This is a genomic window from Halogranum roseipondis, from assembly GCF_059695585.1.
In genome coordinates this window covers 504,714-528,743 of record NZ_JBUEED010000008.1, presented here as the reverse complement: position 1 = coordinate 528,743, position 24,030 = coordinate 504,714, and the positions used below count along the sequence as shown (strand labels likewise).

Annotated in this window: 18 protein-coding genes; 7 read left to right on the top strand and 11 right to left on the bottom strand. The window is 56.6% G+C overall.

Annotated features, from left to right (window positions below; genetic code table 11):
* Positions 1 to 66 precede the first annotated feature (66 nt).
* Complete coding sequence (locus tag EOHIBHHM_RS26345; RefSeq protein ID WP_497259237.1) at positions 67 to 852, top strand: enoyl-CoA hydratase/isomerase family protein; 786 nt, start codon at positions 67 to 69, stop codon at positions 850 to 852.
* Positions 853 to 857: 5 nt separating this feature from the next.
* Here EOHIBHHM_RS26345 and EOHIBHHM_RS26340 read toward each other — a convergent pair whose 3' ends face one another.
* The 3 genes from EOHIBHHM_RS26340 to EOHIBHHM_RS26330 form a co-directional block, all read right to left on the bottom strand.
* The gene (locus EOHIBHHM_RS26340) at positions 858 to 1,997 is read right to left on the bottom strand and encodes an acyl-CoA dehydrogenase family protein (protein ID WP_497259235.1); all 1,140 of its coding nucleotides are present in this window, start codon (positions 1,995 to 1,997) and stop codon (positions 858 to 860) included.
* Positions 1,998 to 2,097: 100 nt separating this feature from the next.
* Positions 2,098 to 3,303, bottom strand: coding sequence for an L-2-hydroxyglutarate dehydrogenase (gene lhgD, locus EOHIBHHM_RS26335; protein WP_497259233.1), 1,206 nt, complete (start codon positions 3,301 to 3,303; stop codon positions 2,098 to 2,100).
* Between the two features lie 243 nt (positions 3,304 to 3,546).
* Positions 3,547 to 4,308 carry an ATP-binding protein gene (locus EOHIBHHM_RS26330; RefSeq protein ID WP_497259231.1) on the bottom strand — a complete coding sequence of 254 codons (762 nt, stop codon included), beginning with the start codon at positions 4,306 to 4,308 and terminating at the stop codon, positions 3,547 to 3,549.
* A gap of 862 nt (positions 4,309 to 5,170) precedes the next feature.
* Between EOHIBHHM_RS26330 and EOHIBHHM_RS26325 the strand changes: the two genes are divergently transcribed.
* From EOHIBHHM_RS26325 to EOHIBHHM_RS26315, 3 genes are all read left to right on the top strand, one after another.
* Entirely contained in the window at positions 5,171 to 6,445 is a 1,275-nt protein-coding gene (locus tag EOHIBHHM_RS26325; protein WP_497258377.1) for an IS4 family transposase, read from the top strand.
* A 618-nt stretch (positions 6,446 to 7,063) separates the two neighbouring features.
* Positions 7,064 to 8,398 (top strand): IS4 family transposase, encoded by a 1,335-nt coding sequence (locus EOHIBHHM_RS26320; protein WP_497257141.1) that lies wholly within the window; start codon positions 7,064 to 7,066, stop codon positions 8,396 to 8,398.
* Positions 8,399 to 8,715: 317 nt separating this feature from the next.
* Positions 8,716 to 9,999, top strand: a complete 1,284-nt coding sequence (locus tag EOHIBHHM_RS26315) for an orc1/cdc6 family replication initiation protein (RefSeq protein WP_497259229.1) — start codon at positions 8,716 to 8,718, stop codon at positions 9,997 to 9,999.
* A gap of 692 nt (positions 10,000 to 10,691) precedes the next feature.
* Here EOHIBHHM_RS26315 and EOHIBHHM_RS26310 read toward each other — a convergent pair.
* Together EOHIBHHM_RS26310 and EOHIBHHM_RS26305 are read right to left on the bottom strand one after the other, a co-directional pair.
* Entirely contained in the window at positions 10,692 to 10,958 is a 267-nt protein-coding gene (locus EOHIBHHM_RS26310) for a hypothetical protein (RefSeq protein WP_497259227.1), read from the bottom strand.
* A gap of 48 nt (positions 10,959 to 11,006) precedes the next feature.
* Positions 11,007 to 11,675 (bottom strand): IS630 family transposase, encoded by a 669-nt coding sequence (locus EOHIBHHM_RS26305; protein ID WP_497259811.1) that lies wholly within the window; start codon positions 11,673 to 11,675, stop codon positions 11,007 to 11,009.
* 249 nt (positions 11,676 to 11,924) lie between these two features.
* On the opposite strand from EOHIBHHM_RS26305, the gene EOHIBHHM_RS26300 reads away from it, so the two are divergent.
* On the top strand, positions 11,925 to 12,749 hold the full coding sequence (locus EOHIBHHM_RS26300; protein ID WP_497256876.1) for an IS5 family transposase: 825 nt from the start codon (positions 11,925 to 11,927) through the stop codon (positions 12,747 to 12,749).
* Positions 12,750 to 12,769: 20 nt separating this feature from the next.
* Here EOHIBHHM_RS26300 and EOHIBHHM_RS26295 read toward each other — a convergent pair whose 3' ends face one another.
* The 5 genes from EOHIBHHM_RS26295 to EOHIBHHM_RS26275 all read right to left on the bottom strand — a co-directional run bounded on the left by EOHIBHHM_RS26295 (position 12,770) and on the right by EOHIBHHM_RS26275 (position 16,972).
* On the bottom strand, positions 12,770 to 13,078 hold the full coding sequence (locus EOHIBHHM_RS26295) for a helix-turn-helix domain-containing protein (protein ID WP_497259225.1): 309 nt from the start codon (positions 13,076 to 13,078) through the stop codon (positions 12,770 to 12,772).
* Complete coding sequence (locus EOHIBHHM_RS26290) at positions 13,075 to 14,958, bottom strand: type B DNA-directed DNA polymerase (protein WP_497259223.1); 1,884 nt, start codon at positions 14,956 to 14,958, stop codon at positions 13,075 to 13,077. The genes EOHIBHHM_RS26295 and EOHIBHHM_RS26290 overlap by 4 nt, the downstream gene beginning before the upstream one ends.
* Before the next feature lie 6 nt (positions 14,959 to 14,964).
* Positions 14,965 to 15,234: a DUF8156 family protein gene (locus EOHIBHHM_RS26285; protein WP_497259221.1), complete on the bottom strand. Its 270-nt coding sequence runs from the start codon at positions 15,232 to 15,234 to the stop codon at positions 14,965 to 14,967.
* Positions 15,221 to 15,898 (bottom strand): hypothetical protein, encoded by a 678-nt coding sequence (locus EOHIBHHM_RS26280; RefSeq protein ID WP_497259219.1) that lies wholly within the window; start codon positions 15,896 to 15,898, stop codon positions 15,221 to 15,223. The genes EOHIBHHM_RS26285 and EOHIBHHM_RS26280 overlap by 14 nt, the downstream gene beginning before the upstream one ends.
* 72 nt (positions 15,899 to 15,970) lie before the next feature.
* Positions 15,971 to 16,972 carry a Cdc6/Cdc18 family protein gene (locus EOHIBHHM_RS26275; protein WP_497259217.1) on the bottom strand — a complete coding sequence of 334 codons (1,002 nt, stop codon included), beginning with the start codon at positions 16,970 to 16,972 and terminating at the stop codon, positions 15,971 to 15,973.
* A 178-nt stretch (positions 16,973 to 17,150) separates the two neighbouring features.
* Between EOHIBHHM_RS26275 and EOHIBHHM_RS26270 the strand changes: the two genes are divergently transcribed.
* Positions 17,151 to 17,618 carry a hypothetical protein gene (locus EOHIBHHM_RS26270; RefSeq protein ID WP_497259215.1) on the top strand — a complete coding sequence of 156 codons (468 nt, stop codon included), beginning with the start codon at positions 17,151 to 17,153 and terminating at the stop codon, positions 17,616 to 17,618.
* An 892-nt stretch (positions 17,619 to 18,510) separates the two neighbouring features.
* Positions 18,511 to 19,508 (top strand): IS630 family transposase gene (locus EOHIBHHM_RS26265; RefSeq protein ID WP_497259213.1). Its coding sequence is split into 2 segments (ribosomal slippage): positions 18,511 to 19,000 and positions 19,000 to 19,508, totalling 999 coding nucleotides; the frame shifts between segments, so codons are not numbered across the junction.
* Positions 19,509 to 19,715: 207 nt separating this feature from the next.
* On the opposite strand, the gene EOHIBHHM_RS26260 is transcribed toward EOHIBHHM_RS26265, so the two are convergent.
* On the bottom strand, positions 19,716 to 23,933 hold the full coding sequence (locus EOHIBHHM_RS26260) for a GH32 C-terminal domain-containing protein (protein WP_497259211.1): 4,218 nt from the start codon (positions 23,931 to 23,933) through the stop codon (positions 19,716 to 19,718).
* Positions 23,934 to 24,030: the final 97 nt, after the last annotated feature.

The window sequence follows — 24,030 nt, the reverse complement described above, 5'->3', positions numbered from 1 at the left end:
TATGGTGGATCGAGCGGAGGCTCGAATCGACGACCGAATTATATACGTCCCCAACAGAACTCTCGTATGGAGTACGAAGAGGTGCGGTTCGAGATAGCCGACGGCATCGCGACCATTACCATCGACCGACCGGACGTGTACAACGCGTTTACACGGACGACTATCTTGGAGTTAAACGATGCCGTCCGCCGAGCGGGAGCGAACGACGACGTGTACTCGGTGATTCTGACCGGTGCAGGGAAGGGGTTCTGTGCCGGGGCGGACACCACCGAGATGCCCGACTGGGACGACCAGTCGATGGAGGAGTATGGGGCGTATCTCTGGATGATCCAACAGTTAGTTTCGAAGCTCCGGTCGATGGCGACGCCGTCTATCGCGGCGGTGAACGGACCCGCTATCGGCGCCGGCTGTGACTTCGCGCTCGCGTGTGACCTGCGGGTCGTCGGCGACGAGGCGGTACTCCGCGAGGGGTTCGTCAACATCGGGCTGGTACCGGGTGACGGCGGTGCGTGGCTGCTCCCGCGACTCATCGGCGAGTCGAAGGCCCGCGAGTATCTCCTCACCGGCCGCGACATCACGCCCGAAGCCGCCGTCGACATTGGACTGGCAGTCGAACGGGCTGACGACGCACTCATTGCGGCGCGAGCATTGGCCGAAGAGATCGTGAACAAGCCGGCGACAGCCGTCCAGCACACGAACAGCCTCGTCGACCCCACCCGGAGCTTCGAGGAGTACTGCCAACTCGCGGCCGAGTACCAGTGGGACTGCGTAACCGACCCCGAACACCAGGAGGCGGTCGCCGCGTTCAACGAAGAGCGAGAGCCCGAGTACGACCGGGGTCTCGGCGAGTAGAACGACTATCGATCCGAGACGGCGGGGACGCCCTCCTGTTTCAGTGCTCGGGCGATAGTGTTCTTCTGAATTTCGTCGGTTCCGGCAGCGATACGGCGACTGCGGGTCAGCCGATAGAGATACTCGAGCGGGTGGCCCTGCTGGTAGGCACGTGCGCCGACAATCTGGACCGCTTCACTGACGACACGTTCGGCCATCTCAGAGCAGTGCAGCTTCGCGACGGACGTCTTGAGCCGAGGCGGGGCGTGGTCGGTCCCGTGGGAACTGGCAGCCGTGTTGTAGACAACGGCGTTCGCCGTCTCGACCTGTCGGTACATCTCCGCAAGTTTCCACTCGATACCCTGAAACTCGTCGATGGATCGGCCGAACTGCTCTCTGTCGGCAGCGTAAGACAGCGCAGTCTCCAACCCGGCAGTCGCCCACGCGGCCGTGAGAATCGAACTTCCAAGTCGCTCCCAGTTGAGCGAGACGAGCTGACGTCGGAACCCCTTCTCGCCGCGGGTGAGGACGTGTGACTCGGGGATGGGAACGTCGTCGATACGGAAGTGCGTCTGGCTGTAGCCTGCCATGTTCGTGTGCTCTTCGACAACTTCGACACCGGGGTCCGTTAGGTCGAGCACGACCGACCCCAACCCCTCAGGGAATCGGACCCACGTGACGGCGACGTTGGAGAACGGAATTCCACCGACCCACGTCTTTTCACCGTTACACACCAACTCACCATCTTCCTCAGTGACGGTAGTGCTCATCGAACCCACGTCGGAACCGGCCTCCGGTTCGGAGATCGCGATGGAGATGTGCCCCTCGCCGGCAGTGACGTCCGGGAGATAGCGTTCTTTGACCTCTTCACTTCCGAAGAGGTCGATGGCCCGTGGAGCGACCATACACTGCATGTACGTGAACCAGCCTGTGTCGGGGCAGACGCGGCCGACCGCGTCGGTCAACAGCATTGCCGCAAGGTCCGAACGCCCGCCACCCCCGTATTCCTCGGAGATGGACGGGCAGAACAGATCCGCGTCTGCGAGTGTCTGCAGGTTCTCCCACGGAAGGTCGCCCTCCCACGTGTATGCGTCGTCAGCGAACGTCGCAGCGACGTCTTCGGCCCGTTCGGCAAATTCGCGTTGCTCTTGCGTCAGCGCTTGCATCATCGGTAGTTACGGGTCGTGTGTAATAAACAATCGGCCTGTATCGTCTCCCGAGGGTAATCACGGAACCGATCGACACTGCGCCGACAAGTGACGCCAGTCAGACCGTCTTCGCTGCGATGGTTTCGGCGACGTACTCGCCGAACGGGAGCGACGACGTCAGCCCCGGGGAGACGGCGTTGAGGACGTGGACCGCGTCGTCAGTCTCGATAGCCAGCGGATCTTTGACCAGTTCGCCCTCGTCGCTCACGAGTTGTGCACGGATGCCCGTGTAGCTCTTCTGTAAGTCCGTCGCGCGAACCTCTGGGACGAGCTGTTGGGCCGCCTCGGTGAACTTCCCCTTTCGGTAGGACTTGTTCAGCTCCGACCACGCCACGGAGAGCATCGTCTTCGACTTGAGGAGTTCTCTGAACCCGTCGTATCGGAGTGTCTCGGCGAGGTCCGACGGGTCGAGGTCCGTGTTGTCGTACGCCTCACGACCGAATGCGAGGACGGCGTTGGGGCCGACGATCACCTTGCCGTCCGTCCGCCGGGTGTAGTGGACGCCGAGAAACGGCAACTCGGGGTCGGGCGTCGGATAGATCATCGTCCGACAGAGGTCTGTCCGGTCGGGCGTGACTTCGTAGTACTCGCCGCGGAATGGAACTACCTGATAGTCGTCGCCGACGCCGACTTGCTGTGCCAGCGTGTCGGCGTGGAGGCCGGCAGCATTCACGAGGTACGTCGTCTCGATGAGACTGTTACTTGTCGTCAGGTGGTAGCCCGACGGCGTCTCGTCGATTCGTGAGACGGCGTGACCCGTATACAGGTCGACACCGTTCTGTTGGACCTCTCGTGCGAGCGCGTAGACGTACTGCTGGGAGTCGACAGACGCTGCCTCGGGCGCGTAGAGCGCCGCCTGTCCGACAGCGTGCGGTTCGTGTTCCCGTATCTCCTCTTGTGAGTCGAGTCGGTCGTACGCGACACCGTTCTTGTCAGCCTGTTCGGCCAGAACGTCCAGTTGGGCTTCGTCTCGGTCGTCTTTCGCGACGACGAGCACGCCGAGTTCCTCACACGGAATCCCGTGGCTCGCACAGTACTCTTTCATCCGTCGTGTACCCTCGGTTGCGAACCGCGCTTTCTCCGAGTCAGGTGGGTAGTTGAATCCAGGGTGGAGGACGCCGGAGTTGCGACCGCTCTGATGTGCAGCGAGGTGGTGCTCCTTCTCTACGACGGCGACGTCGAGGTCCGTCTGCTCTGAAAGATGCTTGGCAGTGGAGAGACCGACGCAACCGCCACCGACGATGGTGACGTCGTGCTGAATCATTGCGAACTACGCACACAGTGGGACGACTGTACAATAATTATATCGCTCCAGACAACGCTCACCGTTCTCTTTGTCGCCCGAGAAGTTCAATTAGCTCTATTCTATCCTGTCGGATCGCTATACTGTGGCGTGACGACTCCGTTACCTCGATAGAAAGCGAAGCGGCAGAGTACTTTGATTTCCGAGTTCCATTGCCTCAGACGTGTTGCAGTCGTTACTGATAAAACCGATGCAGGATTTCGTTCAGAGAGACAGGAGCGTCGGGTCGACAGCATTCAGTCCCAGAACTGTGTCGAAATAGTTGTAGAAGTCTTGGTACAGCTCGGCGCACTTGTCGTTGTTCTCACACCGAAGTGTATGGAAGTCGCCAACGACCGCACAGTACCGCTGTGCGCGCGTCAATGCGACGTTGAGCCGTCGCGGTCCGTCTTCCGAGCGGCTGAGGAATCCGATGTCGCCGTCGCTGTTACCCCGGACGAGCGAGATGAGTATCGCAGTCTTTTCGCTGCCTTGGAAGGAGTCGATCGTATCAGTCGTAATCTCGCTTGCCACCATGACATGCTCAGAGAGCATCTGCCGCAGGAGTCGAACCTGGGCCGCGTACGGTGCGATGATTCCAATTTCCTCTGCGGGTACGTCCTCAAGAAGGCCGGTGATGAGATGCATGATCATTCGCCCTTCTGTTTCGTTAGCGTACGAGTGCTCCACGACGTCAGCTGGACCACCGATGTTGTACCCCTCGATCGCAGGCTTGTTCAGCAGTGGCTTGATCTGTGTACCGTTTCGAAGTGTTCGATCGTAGAACTGCCGGTTCGGGAAGGCCGCGATATCGCGGTGCATGCGGTACTGGGTCTTGAGCTGGAGTCCGATCCTCTCGTAGACGCCACCTTCGGCATAGAGTTGAAGGAAATAAGATTCGGAGTGGACGCTTATAGTTGGCCTACTCCCAGAACTTAGCTTGCGAACTACACAGAGCCGCTTGAGCAGGCTGCTCAGGACGATCATCGGTCAGGAAGACCGCGTAAGCTCACCAAAAACAACAGAACCAGTTGGAACAAATGCTTCAGCAGCCACCAACTGAAGCGGGTCACCAGCTTCTCGAGCAATCAAGACAGACACCCCTCGTTGCCGCTGCAAAACGTGGACTCAATCCTCGTTCTCGGGAGAGCCTGGAGACACACCCCTCGTTGCCGCTGCAAACTGCAAGAGGGAAAGATCGACGTGCCAGTGTGAGGCGTATCGTAGAACCGGTCCCCTAGTAGATTAAATACTATCGAGTCGAACCAAACCATAGGAGAGTCACAAACCCATTTGTTAGAGTGACCTTGGTCACGAGATGGCAGCTCAGGCGCTCTATGCACCCTTTTAGAAATTTGACTTTCGACGCGTTGTATCCTTCGTAACCGACCAGTTTCTATCGGCGAGGCGACTCCACACGTTCGACTAGTTTGCAACGGCAACGAGGGGTGTGTGTGCTCGACTGCGTTCTCGGAGTGAAATCTAAAGAGAACAGCGAGAGTTCCACGGGTCACCTGACCCGTGGGTGAATCGCGTGCACTCCCTCCACAAACAATAGTTTCAAGTGCTAATACGCCGCATCTTGAGGTGGAACTCACCGTTACCGACCTCGCAAAATCCGACTGCAACAAACTCGGTGAGCCGGGTAGTGTCGAGCCGACGTAAAGCGGCTGATCTCCACGGACACGGTTCCTACGGCCTGATAGAAGACCTCTATTAGGGTAGGATTCACGGCATCCGTCTTTAGCTAAGCGAAGAACCGCACGACAGCAGTCGCTTATCGTCGCTTCTTTTCGGAAGGAATGAGGAAGCCGAGTCTGTGCACAACTCCGGCTCCTCATCGAGAATCATGCGGCGACTCACTACACTTTTTCCCTCGACGATGCTCCAAGAGCACGCCGAGGAACTCGGCGTGGTCGAACGCGATGGCAAGCTCCAGATTCCTGTCCTCGTCTGGGCATTCGTGTTCGGCTTCGCCGCAGGCGAGAGCCGAACACTCGCTGGATTCAGACGCAGTTACAACTCTACAGCCGATGAGACGCTCTCGCCCGGCGGGTTCTATCAGCGGCTCACGCCACAACTTGCAGAGTACCTCCGCGACCTCGTCGAGCGCGGCCTCGACGAGGTCGCTGTTCCTGACGCTGTTGACGCTGATTTCGATCGATTTCGAGACGTGATGATCGCTGATGGAACGGTGCTACGGCTGCATCAGTTCCTCTCCGATGAGTACGAAGCACGGCACGAGGAGCAGGCTGGAGCGAAGCTCCACCTGCTCCACAATGTCACTGACCAGACGATAGAACAGTTCACCGTCACAGACGAGAAAACGCACGACAGCACGCTGTTTGAGACAGGATCGTGGCTCGAAGGACGCCTTGCTCTGTTTGACCTCGCGTACTTCAAGTACCGCCGGTTTGCGCTGATCGATGAGAACGGCGGCTACTTCGTGAGTCGGCTGAAAGAGAGTGCAAATCCGGTGATAACGGAGGAATTACGCGAATGGCGCGGGCGCGCCATTCGCTTGGAGGGAAAGCAAGTGTACGACGTCGTGGACGATCTCAAGCGTGAGTACATCGATGTGGAGGTAGAAGTGTCGTTCCAGCGGCGTGAGTACGAAGGAACGCAGTCGTGGGATACGAAACGATTCCGCGTCGTCGGCGTCCGCAACGAGGACGCCGACGACTACCACCTCTACATGACGAATCTCTCTCGTTCGGAGTTTCTCCCGGTAGATATAGCGAGGATCTATCGGTGTCGGTGGGAAGTTGAGCTGTTGTTCCGGGAACTGAAGACGCGATACGATCTGGATGAGTTCGACACGAGCAAAGAACACGTGGTAAGAATCCTGCTGTACGCAGCGTTGCTGTCGCTGTTGGTGAGCCGGTCGTTGCTGGATCTGCTCACCGAACAAGCCGATGAAGAGATCGTGTTTCCGCCGGAACGCTGGGCGGCGACCTTTCGGTCGCACGCCCAGCTCATCCTCCACGAACTGGGTGAATACCTCGGCTACTCACCGCCACCGCTGCTGGAGCGGTTGATTGAAGACGCTCAGAAGATTCACAAGCACCGACCGATCCTCCAAGAGAACCTCGCTACCGCTACACAACCGAGGGCTGAGTCTTAGCTAAAGACGAATGGGATTCACGGTTGTGTTCGGGTTCGTGTGCTATGTTGAACACCATCGGTAACACTGGGAGTAATATTCGGTGCCTGCATGAACGGCTGAATTCAGCCGCTCTAGAATCGTTGCATTGCTCTTTATGTCCGATCGTTCGACACTCACGGTCTTAACCGAATACAGATGCTCTTGAGTGGTAGGCGCTCTCTCGACAGCTTTTACACTTCGATGTTGGGGTGTCGGACAATAGTATAGAAGTTCAGAATTTAGTTTGGAGTATGAGTAATTTCGATTGAATAAACTGCGATTTACACTCCGATGACGAGGGGAGTACAGAGACGATAGGTCCGCTCAGTGTTTTGAACATAGCGAGATAGACTTCGAAGATGGTGAGAACAAGGAACTTCAAGCATCCAGTAGGAGAGGCTCAAACGCGAGAATATGAGTAGTTAGACTTCGATAATGGTTAGGCTTTTACACCATGTGTGAGATGGACAAAATATGCCCGACCACGACTCAAGCGGCGGTGATGAAATTCAGTCTTCTCTACTGAATAACCATCCGTTCTAGTTTAACGCTCTGGACCAGCGCTGTATCGTTGGGACTACCTGTCAGAGAAACCCGGTGGGTGATGTGACATACAGCCCACCGGATTCAGTCGTTGTTGACCGAATTCAAAGAGCGTTTCCCTCCGATGAGTTGCGCGAGCGCGCTCGCGCAACGAATCTCGTCCAGCGAGAGCGCAAGTTCGACGTCGTTGCGCTGTTCTACACGCTTTCACTCGGCTTCGCCGCTGGATCAGATCGCTCGATCCAGGCGTTTCTCGAACGCTTCGTCGAGATGGCTGACTGCGACGAACTCGCCCACACGTCGTTCAGTAACTGGTTCTCACCAGCGTTCGTTGCGCTCCTTCGAGAGATTCTCGATGACGCCATCGAGAATCTCGATCCCGGACGAAACCCACTTAGAGGACGTCTCGAAGCCTTTCGAGACGTCCTCATCGTTGATGCCACGTTCATCTCACTCTACCAAGACGCCTCAGATGTCTACATCGGCCTTCGTGAGGAACACGCTGGCGCGAAACTCCACCTCACTGAATCACTTGCAACCGGCCTTCCAACACGATTCCAGATTACTGACGGAACCACACATGAACGCAGCCAGCTACCCACCGGCCAGTGGGTAGCTGGCGCTCTTGTCCTGCTTGACCTCGGATTCTATGATTTCTGGCTGTTCGACCGCATTGACAACAACGACGGCTGGTTCATCTCTCGCGTCAAATCCAACGCGAACTTCGAGATCGTTGAGGAACTTCGCACATGGCGGGGCAACAGTATCCCACTCGAAGGCCAGTCGCTGCAGGACGTCCTCGACGACCTGCAGCGACAGGAAATCGACGTCCGTATCACCCTCTCGTTCGACCGCAAACGAGGGTCGCGCACCCGCGCGACCCGGACCTTCCGACTCGTCGGCATGCTCAACGAGGAGAGCGGCGAGTACCACCTCTACCTGACGAATCTTCCTGTCGATGACTACAGCGCGCCCGATATCGCACAGCTGTATCGGGCGCGCTGGGAGGTCGAACTGCTGTTCAAGGAACTCAAATCGCGGTTCGGTCTCGACGAGATCAACACGACTGACACCTACATCATCGAGGCGCTGATCATCATGGCTGCAATCTCGTTGATGATGAGCCGCGTCATCATCGACGAACTGCAGAAACTCGATGCGAGACAGCGTGAAAGCGCCGACGACGCCTCGGCGTCGTCGCCGCGACTCCCTCGCCGACGGTGTTCAACCGTCGTTGAACGCCACTCCCACCTTATCCACCTGTATCTGATGGTTGAGTTGGGGTACGGTCTCCCGGACTTGGATGCGCTGTTGCTGTGGGCATCACGCGATCCGAACCCCCATCGTTCGAGATTACGTGAGGAGGTTGAGTCTGGCGAGTTCGGTTAGAACTCGCCCGACGGAATAGGCGGATCGATCCGTTGACTAGCGATAGCTCTGGGTCGGCGACGCACTCACAGCGGTGAGTGCGCCGCCTCAGTAACGAGAGTGCAGATGAACTCTGGTCGACTGCCCCAGCAACCCGAGTCACAGCTTGATCTCGACTTGTTTCGGCACGTTTCGCTCGCCGAAGTCGTCTCAAACCGCCACTAAACTAGAACGGATGACTGAATAACACCTCCGCATCGGATACTCCAGAATATGAGTCACAAGACGACGCCCATCCTCCCAGCGGTGATACGGGTGGCCAACAAACAATCCGTGAGATGCTTCAAGAGGATTCGGGGCGCACTGTTTTCGTTGACCGAAGTCTAGTCGAGCCGGACACAATCATCGACGAGGAACGAATCGTCGGTCGGGACGCGCAACTCGAATCCGTTGTTTCCTACCTGAAACCTGCGATCCGTGGTGACCGGCCACCAAACATGCTTCTGTTCGGCCCTGCCGGGACCGGGAAGTCGCTGATTATCAACGCAGTCTGTGAACAGATTGTCGAACTCTGTGAGTCTCAGGGGCGAACCTTCGGCGTGGTCAATCTCAACTGCCAACCAATCAAGACGCTTGATCGGGCAGTCTATAATCTTGTCCAGTCTGTCGCTCGTGACGTCGGTGTTGAGGTCGGGGTCCCCCCAACCGGCGTCTCGACGGCGCAAAAATATGAGCGCCTCTATGAGCTCGTGAACAAATACTACGACTCGGTCATTTTCATTCTCGACGAAATCGATCTCCTCGTCGGTCGTGAAGACGAGCCAGCATACTCGCAGTTACTCTACCAACTTTCGCGCGCGGGGAAGTCCGACATTATCAAAGGCAGCGTGTCGGTGGCGGCTTTAACGAACGACCCGAAGTTCATGGAAAACGTCGATGGGCGAGCAGAGAGTTCGTTCAATCCAGAAGATATCGCCTTTTCCGACTATGACGCGAATCAACTCCGACAGATCCTCGAACATCGGCATGATGCTTTTCGCGAAGACGCATTGACAGACGACGTGATTCCGCTCGTCGCAGCGTTCGCGGCACAGAGTCACGGTGATGCGCGAAAGGGAATCGACCTGCTTCGAAAGGCTGGTGACCTCGCCGATCGGCAGCATGACGATACAGTGATGGAATCGCATGTCCGCGCTTCCCAAGATGAAGTCGACAAGGACCGGATGCTGACACAGATCGAAGGGCTGTCCACCCAGAAGAAGATATCGCTGTATGCGACAGCTGCCGTTGCAGTTCATGCCGAAGAGCAAACGTCGTCCGTCCCAAGTCCAGTCGGGTATCGAGTCTACGAGTGGCTGACGGAGTTGCTGGACGCAGATCAGATGACTCGCGAAACGTATGTGAAGTACGTTAAAGAGCTGGATACGTATGGTATCGTGAGTGCGAATCGGAAGAGTCGCGGCCGGGGACGGGGTATGTATATGGAGTTTACCTTCTCGGATGACCCACACCCGATGGTCGAGTTGATTGCCGAAGACTCGCGGGTCGGGGCCGTCGAGAAGGAAACCGAACGGCTGAAATCGATTGTACGGTCCCAGATGCGAAATTTCAAGCAAAGTTAGTTTCGGTGAGTTCGTAGAGCGGGTCACCCCTGCGTCGATGTGTATACTGGGCTCCCACACCCCCCGTCATCGATGTGTAAATCGGTGGGTGTATGGCTGGGCTAACGTTGAGGTCCCACCCTCCGTTGTCGATGTGTATTCTCGCGGACGTTCTATTGTTCGAACTCGAATGAGTTTGGTCTTGGAAATCAGGATGTACCGTTGCTAACGATGGATTTGATTCTTCGCGTGAGGTTCGTCGATGACGTTCTGGGTAACCCACCCCCCGTCGTCGATGTGTAAATCGAAGTGAGAAGACCGCCGCCTGCTGATTCACCTTCTTTGTATCTAATTACTATTATCGCAACAGCAGTACGGGTACAGTTACATGTATTAGTTAATAAAACTGTCGCCGTATATGCCACTTGCAAACACTTCTCAGCCGATTGCAATCCGTCGTTTCGTGTTTCCGATCGCATCTACTCGTCTCTCTCGAGAACTTGGCCCCCTCGCTTGTGTGTTTACACATCGATGACGGGGGGAGGGGGTTCGTCACTTTCCGTGTTCGTCCTCTCGAGTTCATTCCCAACTCGCAAGGTCAGATCCAATTCGGTGGGTACGCGATGCAGTCCTTGCTCGGGTGTTTACACATCGACAATGGCGTGGGAGGTTCTCCACTAATACCTGTGGACCCATCCACGCGCTTCGAGTCTTCATTCTCTCCCTCCAAATGTCTGCAACGAGACGTCCTTATGATCCGCTAAGTACTGGGAGATATCCGCTTTGCGCCACCCAAGCGGTGAGAGGACACTCTCCGTGGCACGAATCAACTGCTCCCGGTAGAACTCGGTGTCATATCCTTCAACTTCTTCTGCGGCGAGCGCGACCCGATCCGACGACTGCTTGCTATCGTCGACGACGACGTACTCAACGTTCTGTCCCGGATTACGACACACCCCACGAGTCTTTGCGCGTTCCAACGCGGCGACGTTCCGAGTGGACTGAGTGTAGCTTCAACCGTGGTCTCGCTAGTTCTCTTCCAACTCGACTGGGTAGAGTCGGCGTAGCTTGATCCGGGCGTCGTCGGTCGTGAATTGCCAGTCGATGAGTCGGTCAGCTGCGTTGCGATGCTGCTGCCACGCAGCGACCTCCGACCGGAGGGTCGCTGCGTGATAGATGCGACGGTTGAGGCACTGGCGTTTGAGGACGTTTAACTCGATCTCGGCCATGTTCAACCAACTGCCTTTCTTGGGGACGTAGTGGAACTCGAACCGATCAAGGTACGCTTGGGCTTGGTCTGGCGGGAAGAACTGATAGAAGCCGGCAGGGTTGTGCGTGTTGAGCTGATCGACCACAACCCGGATGCAGTCCGCATCCGGGTAGTGGTCGTCTGCGAGTTCGACCATCCGGTCGATCCATTCAACGGTGCGTCTCCGCTCGGTAATCGCGACGGTGACCCAGCCGGTCAACGGTTCTGTGGCGAGGTGAATCCGCTGTTTCCCGTTGCGTTCGTAGCGGTGATCAACACGTGCGACCGCTCCCGGTCGGGCCGGGAGCGGATCGCTCTCATGGCCACGGAGTGCTTTGCTGGACTCGTCGAAGCAGATGACCGGTCGGTTCTCGTTGTACGGTTCGTGATAGAGGTCGAGTACGTCCTCCATGTAATAGACGAAGTCAGCGTCCTGTTCAGGTGGAATCGCCCAGTAGTCGGAGAGATGCGGTTTGAGGGTGTTTTTTTAGGCGCTGTCGAACGGTTTCGTGAGAGATCGACTCAAAGTCGATCTCGTCAAGAGTAACGAGTTCGTCGGCGAGCAAGTGAAGTGTCCAGCGAGAGAGCCCTTCCGGCGGCTCACTACAGGCGAGTTTGATGTGCTGTGTTGAATAGACAGACGGCGTCGGGATAGACCGTCAAATCAGTAAGGATGAAGCCGAGGAGGTCGGGTATGGTGGAAGTCGATCTCCTCGACTTCGTTGAGTGGTTCAAGCGTCTAGCCAAACAAGCCTTGGGAAAGCACGCGGGCGAGCCCGCCACCGGCGGGTTCGCCCGCTGGAAGCACGTCGTTATTCACGGGTTTCGGCTCGAAGAGGAGCACAGCTTCCGAGAAACCGCAAATCGGCTGAAGTACATGGGTGACATACGGGACGTCCTTGAGTTGAACAGGAGCGACGTCCCAGATTACACGACGCTGAACAAGTCGTTCGATCGGTTCAAGATGTGGGTGTGGCGGGCGTTGCTGCGCGTTTCAGCGCAGCAACACCCGCAGTCTGGATTCGCCGCTCTCGACAGCACGTTTTTTGATCGAGGCCACGCCTCTGCGCATTATCTCGATCGGTCGAACCAGACGGTTGAGACGATGAAAGTGACGACATTGACCGATACAGCGTCACTCGCTGTTCTTGACGTGCAGTGCCACGCGCAGTGGCCACATGATACGAAATCAGGGCCGCAGGTCGTCCGCCGGAACGCGGACGACCTGCATACAGTCGCTGCTGATAACGGCTTCCAGGATTGGCACTCTGAATACGAGTTCTACAGCCTCAGCGTGGAACCGTTGATTCACTACCGTGGATCGTCTGCGAACGCGCTCAGCAACAACGCGCTCATTCGAGAGCGTGGCTACACCCAGCGTTGGATGGCTGAAACGTCGTATTCGTCCGTGAAGCGCTCGCTCGGCGATGCCGTGCGAGCGCAAACCTGGTATCGAGAGTTCCGTGAAATCGTCCTGATGTTCGCCATCATCAACATCGAACAACTCTGTGATCCGCTCTGATCCCTACGCCGTACCCCTATTCAACACAGCAGTTTGATGAGGTGTGCTTCAGCTTTCCCGTCCATCTTGAGGTCGTACTCGCGGTCGGGCTTGCGGCGATGAATCGCCGCGAGCCCTCGTTCACAGTAGTTTTTACGTGCGTTGTAGGGAGTGCCGATTGAACAGCCGAGGTGCTCACAGATCTGGACATCTGTGAGCCCCTCGTCAGCTTTCAGGAGGATGCGCGCTCGGGTGATATCTTCGGCGTTGCGTTCACCAGTCGAAATGAACCACTTGAGCGTTCTGCGTTCTCCGTCAGAGAGTTCGACAACGTGCTTCTTTCTGCTCATTCCGGTAGAGAGGCGCTCAGAAAGCATGAACTAGCGAGTACAAACTTGAAGCTACACTGAGTATACTCATCGAGCGGTTTTGAGACACGGTTCGTAATGATCAACTCCGAGACGTCGAGAGTGCCAGCCTGCAACCGCTGGAGCCACCGCTTCAGTCGCTCACAGACGGCTTTCACATCACGGTGTTCATCGAGAGCTGCGATCAGATCTTTCTGTGCAGCCGCAACGAACTGGGGTGTACTGCGCTGGCGACACTCGATGCCCCGATACTTGTAGTCGTCCTCGTCAGCGACTTTGCCGAAGTACTTGGTGAGGGCGCCAGCCTCGGAATTTCGTAGTGGGACAAACGCAATCCAATCGTAGTGGGCCTCGTATTCCAATCGAATGCCAACGTTGTCAGTCACTGTCTCGGCGATTTCAGCGAGCGGTGTTTGCTCTTCACCCGCAGCAGCTGTCACCCACACCGAATCGACGATCCCATGGACGACCCGCCAGCCGTTTGCTTCGAGCGTCTCTTTTGTATCTAGAAGTATCTCGCGAGCGAAGGCGTTGATTGCCTCGTGGCACTCGATGCGGCCGAACTTCGCGTTCGAGAAGCCCTGGTAGCCGAAACACGAGACGAGGATCCACTTGATTGCGCTTGATCGGCCTTCCAACTCGGCGATACGCTCGGGATCATCCGTCTCTCGTAGCTCGGTCTTGATAGCGTCACGGTCAGTGATGAGCGGTTCGAGCACGTCCGGCAGGTACCCTCGTTTGTCACAGATCGAGTAGCCCACTTTTGGAACAGCTTCTCGGTCAGTGTGGCACTCACAGCGAATTGTCTCAGGACTCACGTTGCGTGTAACGATGATGTTGGGATACAGCGAAGAGAAGTCGAGTTCGTGAACGTCCTCGTGGAGACCGACCTCGGGAGCGAACGTGAACCCTCCACGGTCAGCGTCATGGAGTTGCCGCATCGTCTTGAACTGTTCGTGGCGCCAGGAGTGCCATGGAACGAGCACGTTGCGCCGACGTGCCTCACGAATCTGCATCGCTGTGAGGATATTCCCGATGGATGCCCACGCCAGTTCTTGCAGTGGCTTCCCTGACCGCTCGACGAGGTCGAGACAGCCATCGAGGTTGGACTGTGACCAAAAGAACGTGTTCGAGCGATCGACAATGGCCCGACCCGGGACGTTGAAGCGAGCGGGCGAATGGCCGACTTGCCCGTAACTTGCATAGGTCGACTCGCCAGCAAGTTGCTGGTATCCCGGGAGTCGTCCCAACTGGAACTCATCGCAGTCGACTCGATCAGCCTCGTGATAGAGTGCAGGTATCAACTCACTTGTGTTCACCATTAGGACATCTGGATCTGCGGCAGCAATTCGCTGGGAGACTGCCGTGAGCACCTCCTTGGGGTCACCCGAGATCCGTTGCTTATTAACGAGAACTTCGGTAAGACGATTCGCGGCGAGGACCGACTCCTCGACAGCGAGTTCCATGGCCGCCAACTCCCGTTCGGGAGTGGGCGACAGCTCTTGTTCCAAACAGTAGCGGAACTCTCTCGAGAAATCGACATTGTAGAGGCGGTAGTCACCGGGCTTCGCCCATCCCGAGATTTCATGTGCGAGCGTCGTCACTGCATCGAGGGTGGGCACGTCGACGCGGAGAACTGCTTCCGGGTCGTGACGAAACCCAATACGTTTCTCGACAGCTCTAGCGTGGGCTACGTCCGGGTGGTCCCGAAGTGTCTCATAACACTCCACGAGATCAGCGTCTCCATGGACGGAGACGTACAGCGTCGGTGTATACGAACTGTTGCGGACGTACTTGGCCCCATCATCAGTGAGCGTCCACTCGAGGACGTCGCCATCGCAGTAGTCGATTTTGAACGGCATAAGTAGTTAGCGGCGCGTCAACGAGACGGCGAGTTCCTCGACCGTCGACTCTAGATCATCGATCCGTTTCTCTTGTTCGAGCACGACGGACACCAGAAGTGGTACTTCGACCGACTGATGATTGAGATACCCCGCTGCATCGGCGTGTGTCCGGGCGTGTTCGAACAACTGGTCGAAGTGTTCCTTGTCGTGTCGACGAAGCGCGCGGCGGTAGGTGGCCCACCGGTCTTCGGTAGCCTGCAGGAGGTCGCGGTAGGTGGGGTTAGTGCGACCCAACGGTGGACACCTCCGGTGTCGTCGCAGCCGCAATCGCAGGATGACGGTTCTCGAGGACCCGCTGCCAGAACGCAAGCGTGGTCTGAACGAGACCATCACCAATGGGGTAGACCAACGATTCGAACTCGTCACCGACGAATCGGGGACCGAATTTCGTCAGCTCACACTCGACAACGACATCGACTGTGGAGCGTAACGGTGCTGTGAGCACATCCGTCCGGCGCTGGGTTACCAAGATCGGTATCTCGAGGTCAGCGCTAAGGGTCCTGATCAGTGCAGCGCCTTCTTCGAGCATCCGCTTGCGCTCGCTGTGTCGCAGGTCATCCGTGCGATAGAACGCGTCGAAGGCGGGCAGGACGACGAGCGAGGTTTGCTGGTCCACCTCATCGGCGAGGTCACGAAGTAGACTCTGATGTTGCCACGGCGTGAATGCCCGTGCAATGTGGATTCGTTCGAGTGTCTGCATACTTGGGGCGACCTGTGCGAGTGTCCGCGTCGTGCTGTGGTCTTTTGCATCGACCCAGACTGCCGGACCGCTCTCCAGAAGGATGTGATCGAGCACGAGCGATTGCAACGCGCCTGTTGCACGCTCGTCTGCTTCGAGGAGTGTCACGCCGGCGTCGAGCGTCGGCAACTCGGGCCTGTCGGATGGTCGGTGGGTCATCACACCTCTATCTTTCAGTCGGTGGATACATATGTCCGACAGGGCCGTTTCCGATAGTTCCGATAGCCGATTTCAACGGACTCGATACGTCCGAGCACGTTTCTCGCCATCAGCGAGAACGAGCTTGTAATGCACCATTTTCGAGAGGTAGTTTCGCATGGTTCGTTTCGTCTTTGGATCGTCTACTTCGTTGGTGTAAGTGCTGTAGAGTTCGCCCGGACTCAGCTCGCCCTCATTCTGTAAAATCTCGTAGAGGGTACGCTGATGCTGGTTGAGTTTACTGACTGTTTTCTGTCGCACTTCGTGCTTGCCACCGGGGATTGCTTCGTCCAGAATGGCGGTCGTAATCGTCTCTTCGCCCTGCTGAGTGGCCCGGCGAGCGGCGTTGCGAAGGATCCCGATTGCGACCCGTGCATCGCCTGCCGCTGCATCAGCGATCAGGGCCAGCTTTTGCTTTCCGATAACGTTTTCCGATAATCCCCATCGCGATCGTGCCTCAAGGATCGAAACTAGTTCGTCGAGGTGATATTTTTCGAATGGGATACGGGTGCAGGTCTGAAGCCGACTGGTGAGCCGGCCGTCCAACTGTGAGAAGAGATCTTTCTCACGATTCGCGAGCAGGACCATCGAGACGTTCTGTGTCTGGTACAGGTCGTACAGGACACTCTTGTCTTCGAGTTGATCGACCTCGTCAAGGATGACGACGTATTGGGGGCCGTCATACTGGTGAAGACGTTCGAGGAGCTCGTCCTTGGGTGTCGATCGGCGGTGGATGTCGACCGTGTTGTCGATGCCTTCTAAGACACGGTAGAGCACGCGAAAACGCGTATAGTCTTGCCAGCAGTTGATATATTGGGAGTTGATATCGAGGACGTTCTCACGAAGTCGTTCGACCGTATATTGAGCGATGCAGGTCTTGCCTGCGCCCGAGGGTCCGGTCAAAAGACTGGTTTCGGCGCTCTGACCATCCATGATGGGACGGAGGGCATTCGAGAGGTGGTTGACTTCTTGATTTCGATGCTCGACCTCTCTGGGAATGAACTCTGACTGCAGTACCCGAGCATCGGTTATCATCGGTGATGTGTTTGAGATACAGAATAATAAACGGAAGCGGGTCGTTTCCGATAGTTCCGATACTCTCTTACAAGGTATCCTCTGGGGTTAGTACGTGTGTCTGTAACTCACTCCTGCATCATGTTCACTCTCTATACAAAACAACTAAGACCATAATCATGGTCATTGTTAACATAGTATGGCTGCAAAGAAAATATCTCCATCCCGACCATCACCGTTGACACGACTATACACGACTCTGCAGGGGGCGATAACTGTGTACCTCCTCTATATCACAGTTGGCAGCGGGGTTGTCCTCGTCACGATGGCACTGACATCACTATCGATAGAGACGCTTCTCTTTTGGCACCCAAAGTTTCTCCCCCTCATCTCGGTGATGAGTGGCGGTATTGGCGCTGTTTGTGGCGCCTACTGGCCACTCTTCAAGCGTGAGTCGAAGCAGCAAGAGTTGGATCTCCTCAGACCTCGATGTGACTGCGCGAAGTGGCTCAGTATCGGGTTGTGTTTCATCGCGCCGGTTTCGCTCATCGGTGTGTTCACAGTCACAGAGTGGTTGACAAACGTCCTCGCCCTCGGTGGCATTCTATTGATCTGTACCTACACGTACGCGTATGGCGTCGGCTCTGCGCCAAAAACGCCTGCATAGCTCGTGTGTTGATCTACGGTGTTCGCAGCCAGATTATGCGGACACGGTGGGGTGGGGGACTCAGACTGAGGGTCACCGTCGGATGCGCGATTATGCGGATACGGTGGGGGATCCGTCGTCGTCGGCTGCTCGAGTGGCTGACTCCGACTGCCTACAGTTGAGTAACAGTCAACCGCTCTGTTTGGTGCGTGTACTATACCCCATGTCCAGTGCCGCTCAGACCGAGCGCACACATTTCCGAATAGCGAGTGTGGACGTCGACACCGACCGTCCTGCGAGTTCAGACAGCTCGTTGCGGATTGCACTGATGAGTCTACGCGCACGCGTTTTCACTGGACGCACCCCCCTCTCCACCTCATCATGCTCAACAGGGAGTGGTTCTCACGCGTGGTCCTCCCGAATCGAACAGCGCACCATACCCATGTTGATGATTGAGTCCAATTTCAGTACCGTAGCCTCACGCTCCAGCGAATCCACTGACGTCGGATTTACGACGGCAACGTGGGGTGGGGATCCGTTCTCGATTTTCTGCCGATCTCCTCGTCTCGAAGGTTCGAATGGGCATCGAAGAACCAACACTCATTGTTCACTCGTCGCCGGTCAGGCTGTGATACTTCGATTTGATACTGTCTCTGTCCCGCCACTGCTGGTATTCATAGTCGTTATCAAGAGCGTGAGTCATTAGGTGAGTCGTATGAGTATGAGGCGGTGTCGTTTGGGAGTTTGCAGTCGGTACGAGTTCTATGGGAAGTTCTTGAGCGACTTGAATTGGTATTTCAAAACCAGTCGTGAAGATGAGAGTCTCAGGCGCTAGCACCACCTCCTTTAGGGTATAGAAGCTTACCACTATAGTAGACGTTAGAACTTTCTACCCAAGCGTTAGTGGTTACTCATGGACCATCTTGACGAAATCTCTGTTGAGGAACTTCAAAGAGTGCTCAACGAAGCTGAAGGAAATAAGCCGACACAACGGCTTACCGCAGCGATTGCGTATAAAAACGGCGTCACACAAACTGAACTTGCCGAGTGGTACGGTGTGCAGAGACGAACGATTTACAGCTGGCTCAAGCGGCTCGAAACAGAGCCGCTTGAGCAGGCTGTTCAGGACGATCATCGGTCAGGAAGACCACGTAAGCTCACTAAAGAACAACAGAAGCAGTTGGAACAAATGCTTCAGCAGCCACCACCTGAAGCAGGGATCGACGCGCCGGCGTGGACGCCTGCGCTCCTCGCCGATTTCCTCGAAGAGACGTTCGACGTTAACTACTCACTCCCCAGCTGTCGGCGGTTGATGAAAGAAGCGGGATTAAGTTACCAAAAACCACGTCGAACAGCCGCCGAAGCCGAGCCTGAAGACCGAGACGAGTTTCACGACGAACTCAAAAAAAGCGACGAGAGCTGGACGCCACGGTAGTCTGTATCGGCCAAACCAAGACATCCGTGCAGGTTGAGCCGCGTGCCGCGTGGTTTCCGCGCGGCACGCGTCCATTGGTCAAACTCTCTGGCCAACGTGACTGGACGTGCTTACTCGGCGCGATCACCGAGAACGGTGATCGCTTCTTCTCACGATTCGAGGAGTACGTAACTGCCGATCACGCGAAGCATTTCATTCTCGCATTGTGTGACGAATTCCAAGAACATTTGATTGTCATACTCGATGGCGCACCGTATTTCCGGGCGTCGTCCGTCACGGACCTGACGGCCCGTGACGACCTCGCCCTCGTGAGATTGCCGGCGTACTCACCGGAGTTCCACTCGGTTGAAGAGTGTTGGAGACAACTGAAAGACGCTTTTGGCAACCGATTCTTTGAGTCTCTCGACGAACTCAACACAGCAATCGACACTACACTTGACCGACTTTCTACTCTAGATATGAGTAACTACTTCTGACGACTACTATAGCGAAGCGTCTCGGCAAATCTCACCCCCTCCGTAGCGTGCAGTCTCGAGGCCAGGTTTTTTTTGAGGATGTCCTGACAACCGTCGTGCAAAATTGGGAGCGAGCGGGTCAGCGCAGCGAACAGCTACGGGAGCACCATTCCCCTATCCAGCGATTATCGCTCGGGAGTTCGGAACAAGAGAGACGCCCTGGGATCGTCAGTGGATGCGCTCGAAAGACCACTGCTGATTGTCGCCACCCCACCACTCCCATTGCATCGCTCTGTTACCGTCTGCCGTTCCGGCGTCAACGATGTCGAGAACTTTACCACTATTGATATTTCTGAGGTGGGTGTAGCCGTCGGATGTTCTACCGGCAGTCCACTGCTGGTTGTCGCCACCCCACCACTCCCATTGCATCGCCTCATCGCCGTCCGCAGTCCTGGCGTCGACGATGTCGAGAACCTTCCCGCTGTTGACGTTCTCGAACTTGTAGACGCCCTCGGCTACCTCGTGGGCGACCCACTTCTGGTGGTCGAGGCCGAGGTAGTCCCACTGCTGGACCGCGTCACCGTCTGTGGTGCCGGCCTCGTTGACTTCGAGAACCTTCCCGCTGTTTCGGTTCTCGATACGATACGTCGCGCCGTCGACGATTCCTTCCGAGTAGTTCCAGGCTCTGAGGCGCTTGACGGTTGCAGTTCCACCACTTGCGGTCATCGTCGCACGGACACTGGTGCTATCTGGATACACTCGGTTCGTCATGGTCTTCTCACCGTCGTTTGCGAACGTCGAGACGACACTTCGGTCGACGAATACGCGGATTTTGAGCGTCCCGTCGTCACGTAGCGCGACTGGCTGGCTCGCGAGGTCTTTATCCGTGTCCCCGAAGAATACGCCCGCGTCGTTGCGGTCGACATACAGTTCTTCCATGCCGACATCGTACCGAATGCGAGTCTCCTGGGTACCGCTCTTTCGCAATTTCAGCGTCACTGTGTCGGTAGTACCGGGATCAATCGTGGTGAGGAGTTCGAACATATCACCGCTGACGTCGATTCCCGCGAGCGGGTTGTCGTTGGCAGAGAGCGGTTCGTCACTGACGTCGGTCAGGAGTTCGTGGCGGCGCGACTCAATGGCACCGTCGAGCCGTTGGATGGGGACAACTTCACCCCCCATGTCACGGAGCGTAATCCGACGGGGGAACGACTGGACGCCCTTCCAACCCTCCTCGGGCGTCTTCGCTGCGTAGTCCCAGTTGCTCGCCCAGGCGAGTCCGAGTCGCGAGTCTGTCGCGGGTTCGTTGCTCCACGTCTGGGCGGCGTAGAAATCACGTCCAGAATCGGCGTACACCGTGTTATCGGCGGTGAATGTTGTTCCGTCGAAGTGACCAACGTGATGTTCGACGTGGTCCGTCCCGGCGGAGATAGTCATCACCCAGCGGCTCTCGCTCGTGTTCGAGACCGGGAGTTTGTACAGGTCCGGGCACTCCGGATTCGCAACCTCTAGCTGGTAGGTACTCAGATAGGTCCAGTTTTTGAGGTCGTCCGACTCGTAGATTTCGATCCCCTTCGGTCGGTCCGTACCGTTTTCTTCGACGCGTCCGATGACCATCCGCCAGTTCCCGGTCGGCTCGTACCAGAACGGGTTCGGGTCACGCCAGTTTTTGGTATCCTCGTCGAGCACTGGGTTCCCGCTGTACTTCGTGAAGGTCTCGCCGCCGTCGGTGCTATAGGCCAGACGCTGGTCCTCCTCACCGGTGTCGTCGTGATGGCCGGTGTACATCGCCACTATTGCGCCCGCGTCAAACCCAACCGTGTCGTTCTCGTCGACGACTGCGCCACCGGAATACGCCTGGATATTGCTAGTATCGGGTATCTTGGTGCCCTGCTCGGTCCAGTTGACTAGATCCGTGCTGGTAGCGTGGTCCCATCGTCGGTGTGACTCGCCAGCCTGGTAGAACAGGTGGTAGGTCCCGTCGTGGTACACGAGCCCGTTGGGGTCGTTCATCCAGCCGTTCTCGGGCGCGAAGTGGAACCCTGTCTGGTATGGTTCGGCTGCGGGAGTCCCGTTCTCGATATCTTCCATCTCCCAAATTTCGATGGATTTGACCGTGATATCTCCGTCGCGATAGAGCCGCAGTTCTGTCGCGTCGTTTCGGGATGGATACGCGCGCGTGGTTACGCTTTTAATGTTGTTCACATAGCACTCGATTAGGGACTTGTCGATGAATACCCGCAATCGCAGGTTCTCGTTCCCAATGTCGGCTGGTCCCTGTGTCGTGAGACTACTCCGGTCTTTCTCGGCGGCCATCAACGTTGAGTCGTCGCTTGTCTCCGTCCGGTCGGTCTTTATTTCACCAGTCGACTCATCGTAGCAGATGAGCGTCCGTTCCTCGTCATCTGGCGAGTTGTGCGAGTAGAACCCGTATTCGGTCGCACCGTTTGATTCTATCTCCAGTCGGAGTTCGACGGTGGTCGCGTCGAGGTTCTCCAGTGCGTCATTGACGAGCGCCGGATCGGCGTTGTTCATCTCGAGGAGCTTCTCCGAGCGGGCGTTCGTCATTTCGGCAATCGGAGAGATCCCGAGACGGTCGTCTTCGCGCAGCCGGAGTTCCATCGGCGTACCGGCGTTGTGTGCCCACCCTGAGTCGTGCCACAGTGTCTCTTTGCGGTGGTCTTGAGCGATCGTAAACAGGATTGACCGACCGGTCTGGGGGTCAACGAACCCGGCCGGACCGGTGAAGTGGAACTGGCCTTCGTCGATGAGTCGCGGGTTCTGGTGGTCGCGCGTGAAGGTGAACGTCGCCGGGTCCCATCTTCCAATCCAGTACCATACCTCCACGTCGGCGTTGCCGCCGCCGGGGCTAATACAGAGGACGTGTTTCTCGTTACCGTTGCTATCCGTGCCAACGGGGAGCAGCGTCGGCATCTCCCAGACCTCACCGAGATAGGGGTAGTCGTTCGGGTTGTCCAACTGGAACACCCGTCCTTCGTAGGTCCAGTTCTCACAGTCCGCCGAGTGAAAGCCGAGAGTGACGCCACCACCGTCGTTCGTGAGGCCGGACCCAACCAAGCAATACCACTCGCCGTTCTCCTGCCAGATGTGCGGATCCCGGAATTCGTGGTCCAGCAGGCCAGGGTCGTCGGGCTGGCGCATGACTACCCCCTGTTTGTCCCAGTCGGTGAGCGCAGAGTCGCCGTCGCTGGGATACGTCGATGTTGCCTCGGCGACGGCTTGTTTCGCGGTGTTCTCTTCAAGGCCGGCCGTATAGAACAGCTTCGGGTGCCCGTTCGCGTCGAGTGCGGCATCGCCGGTCCAGCAACCTGCGGGGTCGATCCCCTCCTGGGGTCTGAGCGACTCCTCAACGTGGTTCCAGTGAACCATGTCGTCGCTGACCCAGTGGCCCCAGTGAATCTGTCGCCAGTAGGACCCCTTCGGGTTGTGCTGGTAGAACAGGTGGTACTTCTCGTCGAAGTACAGCGGGGCATGTGGCTCGTTCATCCAGTGAGTTGGTGCGATTGCGTGATACTCCGGTCGGAATGTATCGTCTTCGTACTGCACAGGATTGACCGTTAGCTCTTGATACCCTGTCGCAGGCAACTCATCCACCTCGGAATCGTATTTTCCGCTCACATTTGAACTGCTCAGGGCAGTGTCGTAGGCCTCGAGCTTACTAATTGCGCCGTTGAACATATTCTGTTTCCAGATCCTGCCGTCCCCATCCTCGCCAACATAATCCATTTGCGCGTTTCTCCCGACTTTGAGCGGCACGCTCGCCGGAGTAATCGTACCGATTGGCGTCATTGTTTCGGTGACGAGTGTACCGTTCTTATACAGACGAAGCGCCCCGTTATCTCCGTCGAAAACGCCAACAAGATGGTTCCACTCGTATACGTCGATCACCTCACCACTCTCTACCCATACTCCGTGCCACTCGTCTCCCGTGCCGACTTGGAACGTCCAGTGTCCGAAGTTGTCGACGCCGAATGTGAACCCAGCCTGCACTCCCCGGTCACATTTCTCGATGACTGGGTCAATGTGCGGTGATTCAGAGCCGTGAGAGCGGGGGGCAATCCACGTAGCAACTGTCAGTGACGGTAGTTCCTGACCGAACTCCGGTGCAAGTTCAGTCGATGACCAACTTGCCCACGAAGTGTACCCGTCGAAAAGAAGGCTATGTGTTGCCGCCCCATCGAACCACAACGGGTCGTCATCATCTTTGTACGCGACGTGTTTGTTATGTCCTCCAATGGTTTCAGCGACGTGGTCACCAGTTCCTCGGTCGAAAGGCCAACTGCCGATTGTTAGCGATGAGTCCAAGGCCGTCGCGGTACCACTGAATGTGTTTCCAACGCTCGCTGAGCTAACGCTGATACTGAGTAGTTTTAGCCAGTTCCGTCGAGTAATATTGCTAGTGCTACCCGTGTCACTCTGTCTCATGTGTCTAATATGTCTATCAATTAGTGTCTATATAAAATTAATTATAATATTCTATATAATCGATGAACTTAATACGGCTTTCGCGTTCGATGTCAAG

Coding starts and splice junctions, on each gene's coding strand:
- EOHIBHHM_RS26345 (WP_497259237.1), top strand. CDS start 67: ATGGAGTACGAAGAGGTGCGGTTCGAGATAGCCGACGGCATCGCGACC.
- EOHIBHHM_RS26340 (WP_497259235.1), bottom strand. CDS start 1,997: ATGCAAGCGCTGACGCAAGAGCAACGCGAATTTGCCGAACGGGCCGAA.
- lhgD (WP_497259233.1), bottom strand. CDS start 3,303: ATGATTCAGCACGACGTCACCATCGTCGGTGGCGGTTGCGTCGGTCTC.
- EOHIBHHM_RS26330 (WP_497259231.1), bottom strand. CDS start 4,308: ATGATCGTCCTGAGCAGCCTGCTCAAGCGGCTCTGTGTAGTTCGCAAG.
- EOHIBHHM_RS26325 (WP_497258377.1), top strand. CDS start 5,171: ATGCGGCGACTCACTACACTTTTTCCCTCGACGATGCTCCAAGAGCAC.
- EOHIBHHM_RS26315 (WP_497259229.1), top strand. CDS start 8,716: ATGCTTCAAGAGGATTCGGGGCGCACTGTTTTCGTTGACCGAAGTCTA.
- EOHIBHHM_RS26295 (WP_497259225.1), bottom strand. CDS start 13,078: ATGAGCAGAAAGAAGCACGTTGTCGAACTCTCTGACGGAGAACGCAGA.
- EOHIBHHM_RS26290 (WP_497259223.1), bottom strand. CDS start 14,958: ATGCCGTTCAAAATCGACTACTGCGATGGCGACGTCCTCGAGTGGACG.
- EOHIBHHM_RS26280 (WP_497259219.1), bottom strand. CDS start 15,898: ATGACCCACCGACCATCCGACAGGCCCGAGTTGCCGACGCTCGACGCC.
- EOHIBHHM_RS26275 (WP_497259217.1), bottom strand. CDS start 16,972: ATGATAACCGATGCTCGGGTACTGCAGTCAGAGTTCATTCCCAGAGAG.
- EOHIBHHM_RS26270 (WP_497259215.1), top strand. CDS start 17,151: ATGGCTGCAAAGAAAATATCTCCATCCCGACCATCACCGTTGACACGA.
- EOHIBHHM_RS26260 (WP_497259211.1), bottom strand. CDS start 23,933: ATGAGACAGAGTGACACGGGTAGCACTAGCAATATTACTCGACGGAAC.